This window comes from Stieleria sp., assembly GCF_041595215.1.
Lineage (GTDB): Bacteria > Planctomycetota > Planctomycetia > Pirellulales > Pirellulaceae > Stieleria > Stieleria magnilauensis.
The window spans coordinates 1-4,807 of record NZ_JBFHKV010000677.1; the positions used below are offsets into that span (position 1 = coordinate 1).

The following is a 4,807-nucleotide window of genomic DNA, read 5'->3' on the forward strand; positions in this document are numbered from 1 at the left end:
ATGATGTTGCGGTAGGTGCCGGGGGTAAGCTCGGCCGCTTCGACTTGATAGCTTTCGCCGAACGCTTCGGTGGTTTCACCGAACGCCCAACCGGCCCGCAGCGCCGCGACGTTGGCTGAAGCGACATCCGGTTTCTTGCCGAACTTGTTGTCGATGAAACGCAGCGTCGGGTCGAGCGATCGGCCGAACAGCCAGTACACCAGGCCCATGGCAAAAAAGTTCTTGCAGCGGTCCGCAATTTTGGGGCTCAGACCGTGCTCGGAGACCGCGGTGCGGGTCAACTGGGTCATCGGCACCTTGATCAGCCGATAACTGTCGTTGATCACCGTTGCCTCCAACGGATTGGCATCGACCTTGGCCAGTTTGAAATCCTTGTCGGTGAATCCGTCTTCGTTGGCGATCAGGATGCCGCCTTTGCGAAGATCCTGGATATTGGTCACCAAGGCGGCCGGATTCATCACCACCAGCGCATCGAGCGTATCGCCGGGCGTGAAGATTTCCTCTTTGGCAAACTGGACCTGGAAACCGCTGACCCCGGCTCGAGTCCCCCGCGGGGCGCGGATTTCCGCCGGGAAATCCGGGAACGTGGCCACGTCGTTGCCAGCCAAGGCACTGGTATTGGTCAGCTGGGTCCCCAATAACTGCATCCCGTCGCCCGAATCTCCGGCCAGTCGCACGGTGATTCCTGAGACGGATTTGACATGTTTTGTAGTCGTCATGAACTGAATCTTTCGCGTCGTCTAGTGGCCACGCCGGGGCATCTGGCGGCGTTGCCGAGGTTTCTACCGCGCCATCGCTGCGGCAATCCGTTTCTGGGCCTCAAGTTGTAGCGACCAACGGACTGTAGGGGTTGTATCGAGTGTTCCAATTCGGAAACTTCGTCAAATTCTATAATTCGGCCATCAAAACGTAATGACCGGGAGTGTTGAAACAGGCATTTTGCGCAAGAAACGCCCGGACCAACGTGTTTTCGCCTTGCAAATCGGGTGTTTTCTTGCGGTTAGACCGCGACACGATGTCCCGGGGCGTACCGCACTTCCATCATTTCGATCTTCTGACGGGTTGCCTGTAGTACCTCAAAGGCGGCGTCACCGATCTGGAAGGTCGCCCCGGCTTCGGGGATTTCTCCCAGGTTGCTGAGCACCATTCCGGCGACCGTTTCATAGTCGTCGCTCTCGGGCAGCTCCCAATGCAGCCGGTCGTTCAGGTCATCGATCATCACGCGACCACTGACGATGACCGTGGACTCGTTGATGATTTCGAACCGCGTTTCCTCGTCTTCGTCGGATTCGTCGACGATTTCACCGACGATTTCCTCCAAGGCGTCCTCGATGGTCACCACCCCGGCGGTCTGCTGGAACTCGTCCAACACGATCGCCATGTGGGATCGGCTATGCAAAAACTCTCGCAACAGCGATTCGACGCTGCGATCAACGGGCACCGTCCAGGCGTGCCGCATGATCTCTCCGAGCGGTCGCGAAGGGGTTTTTCCGTCGGCGATCTCCGGCAGCAGGTCTTTGACGTACAGCACCCCGACGACCTTGTCCAAGGTCCCGTCGTACACCGGCAAACGGGTTCGCCCCGATTCAATCACCTGCTGCATCACCGCCGGCCAGGTGTCGCCCAGTTCGACCGCATCGATGTCTCCACGCACGGTCATGATGTGACCGACGGTGTCGTCGCTCAGGTCCATCACGTTTTGAATCATCTCGCGAATGCCGGGTCCGAAGATGCCTTTGTTCGTCCCGGCCGCAATGATCGTACGGATTTCGTCTTCGAGTAACTCTTCGGACTCGTCTTCGTTTTCGTCCTGACCCGACAACCGGCGGGTCAGCGCCGCGATCACTTCACCGGGAATCGAAAACGGGTTCATGACCGAAGTCAACGTGCGCCAGAACGGCCAGGTGTGATAGAGCACCGGCGCCGATGCGAATCGGGTGACCGCGGCCGGTAGCCAAGCGTGGACGAACATCATCGAGATCGTCGCCAAGACGACCCATGCGACCAGCGAGCCGAGCATGTTGGTCAAAGCCAGCGAGCCGGTGCCCTGTTTGGAAATGATCAAGGCAGCCGTGCCCGCGATCAGAAACAACACCGTTCCGATCATCCGCAAGTATTCGCTGCCGCGAATCGCTGCGTCCTGATGTTCCAGCACGCTGCTGAATCGTTCACGGCGTTTCTTGACGCGGCAGAACGCTTCTAACGATCGCCCCGCGAAACAGTCCAGTAACTCCGCACCCAATCCACCGATGCTGCTGACCAGGAATCCGGCGGCGGAAACCATCAGGTAAGGCCACGCATTATCCACGCTGGTCGCCCTCCGCCACAGCCGGCACCTGGATCCCCAGATGCGCCAGCACCTCACGTTCGGCGTCTCGCATCAGCGCCCGCTCGTCGGCTTGGTGATCATCCATGCCACCGATATGCAACACACCATGAATCACGTACAGCAACACTTCGTTGGCAACTTCCCAGCCCGCCTCCGCTGCGTTCTCTTGAGCGGTCTCGACGCTGGCAACCAATTCGCCCTCGATGTGATCGGGATCGTCCGAATAGGGGAAACTGATCACGTCGGTCGGGTAATCGTGCGACAGATGACGGACATTGATTTCGTGGATCGTCACGTCGTCGGTGATCCGCACACCGATTTGGCCGCGTTGAAATCCACGCACCGCCGCTGCCGCTTGTACCGCGTCGGCAATTCGATCATCGCTCAATTCCAGACGATCCTGCCAGGCTTCCACCGTGACATCCCACAAGACATCCACCGCGACGCCAACACCATCGGTTGCACTGTCGGTCGCGCCGTCGCGGGGGGCACTGCTGTCGTCTTGATCGGTCGGAACATTGCGAACGTTCGCACCGAAAGGCTCAGGCTCCTCGAGATCGGGAGAAGCCGGCTGAGACTTCGAATCGGTCTCAGGCGGGCTGTTGGCTTGGGTATTTGACACGTGCGTGATAGATAGCGGTAAGGGACTTCACCAAACTCTTTCGAACAAGATTCAATTGCTGGAACGTCAACCCGCACTCGTCGAATTGACCGTCCGCCATTTTCTTTTGCGCGATCTGATCGACCAGGTTCTGAATCCGCGCCGGCGTCGGGTCGACCAGCGTACGGCTGGCACTTTCGACGGTATCGGCCAGCATCATCACGGCCGCTTCCAAGGTCTGGGGCTTCGGCCCAGGATAGCGGAAATCCTTGTCGCTGACCTGTTTTTCGTTTGGATTGTCTTCACTTCGTTTGGCCGCTTCGTTGAAAAAGTATTCGACCAGCGTGGTGCCGTGGTGCTGCATGATCAAGTCGATCAGCGGTTGGGGCAGGTGGTGGTTTCGCGCCAAATCCGCTCCGTCTTTGACGTGCGCGATGATCACCAACGTGCTCATCGCCGGTTGCAGCGAATCGTGTTGGTTGACGCCACTTTGATTTTCGATGAAGTATTCCGGCTTGAACATCTTGCCGATGTCATGGAAGTACGCTCCGACGCGGACCAGCAATCCGTTGGCTCCGATCGCATCGGCGGCGGCTTCGGCGATCGACGCGACGTTGATACTGTGATTGTACGTTCCGGGCGCACGCTGTGCCAAACGACGCAGCAACGGGTGGCTGGCGTCACTCAAGCTCAACAGGCTGAGATCGGTTTGGACGCCGAACGCTTTTTCGATCAACGGCAAAATCGGCGTCAACGCCGCTGCCGAAATCACGATGAACGCCCCGGCACGCAAACCCTCTTGTGCCAAACCGGCCAGCACTTCCAGAAAGCTTACGGTCGTCGGCGCGAGACGTTCCACGCCAGTCGGGATTGTCGTCGTATCGCCGGTCACGATCCCCACCCCGACCACGGTCAGGAACGTGACCGCTGCGGAGACGCCGCCGACAAACAGCAAATGGCTTTGGGTTCGGATCCGTCCGGTCAGCAGCGTCGACGTCGTGACCGCCGCGGCCAACATCACCAAATGGCTGAGCCCTTCGTTCAAGAACAACGTCACGCTGATGATCGCCGCCGACATCAGCAATAGCGACAGATCGCGACCGTACACAATTGCGGTGATGATCGAGGCGATGACCAGCGGGGCAAGTTCGCTGCGATACTTGTCGCTGGCAACCCAGTAACTGATGCCGATCGTGCACACGAACAGGAACAACAACTTGGAAAGCTTGACGCGGTCAAACACCAACGAGCGATCGTCGACAAACAGGATGTAAGATCCGCACAACAAATACAGTGCCGCGATCATTCCGCCGTACGCAGCCACCCGGGCGATTCGGTCGATCGCGCCGCGGTAGTTGGTCCATTGGCGATGCTCCATGTGCAACAAACGCAATTCGTGCTCGTCGAGCGGCTCACCCGCGTCGGCGAGTTCCGATTGCCCGGCGTAGAACTTCTTCATCACCGGTGGGACGCTAGCGGCGATCTCCGCCCGCGCCTTGCCACTGGCTTCGTCGTCATAGGACAACGTCTCATATTCCGGCAACCGCTTGTCGATCCAATGGCTGACCATCTGAGCGACCAGGCGGTGTTGGTCGGTTTCGACCTGACCGCCGAATTGCGAGCGAAACTCTTCGGCCAACATCGATTCGATTTTGGGCTTCATCAACGCGATCTGGACGTCGTCGACGGTGACTTCGACGGCATCGGACGGCTCGGTCGAGTAGACGCGGATGAATCGCTGGCTGCCCTGTTCGGCCTGGTGCTTGATCGATTGCAACAATCCGTTGTCGAACTCGTCTTTCTGCAAGTTCTTGATCGCGGTGTCCAGTTTTTCCAGTTCGGGATCACTGGCGAACACCGCCTTCATCGCGAGGAAT

General features: G+C 58.6%; 4 protein-coding genes. All 4 read right to left on the reverse strand.

What is annotated here, in order from left to right; translation table 11 throughout:
• On the reverse strand, window positions 1–719 hold a 719-nt coding region (locus ABX749_RS22290), incomplete at its 3' end, for a 2-oxoacid:acceptor oxidoreductase family protein (protein ID WP_372897923.1).
• Between the two features lie 281 nt (window positions 720–1,000).
• Complete coding sequence (locus ABX749_RS22295; RefSeq protein WP_372897924.1) at window positions 1,001–2,308, reverse strand: hemolysin family protein; 1,308 nt, start codon at window positions 2,306–2,308, stop codon at window positions 1,001–1,003.
• Window positions 2,301–2,951, reverse strand: coding sequence for an rRNA maturation RNase YbeY (ybeY, locus tag ABX749_RS22300; RefSeq protein WP_372897925.1), 651 nt, complete (start codon window positions 2,949–2,951; stop codon window positions 2,301–2,303). Before ybeY ends, ABX749_RS22295 begins: the two co-directional genes overlap by 8 nt.
• On the reverse strand, window positions 2,920–4,807 hold a 1,888-nt coding region (locus ABX749_RS22305), incomplete at its 5' end, for an HD family phosphohydrolase (protein WP_372897926.1). The genes ABX749_RS22305 and ybeY, both read right to left, overlap by 32 nt.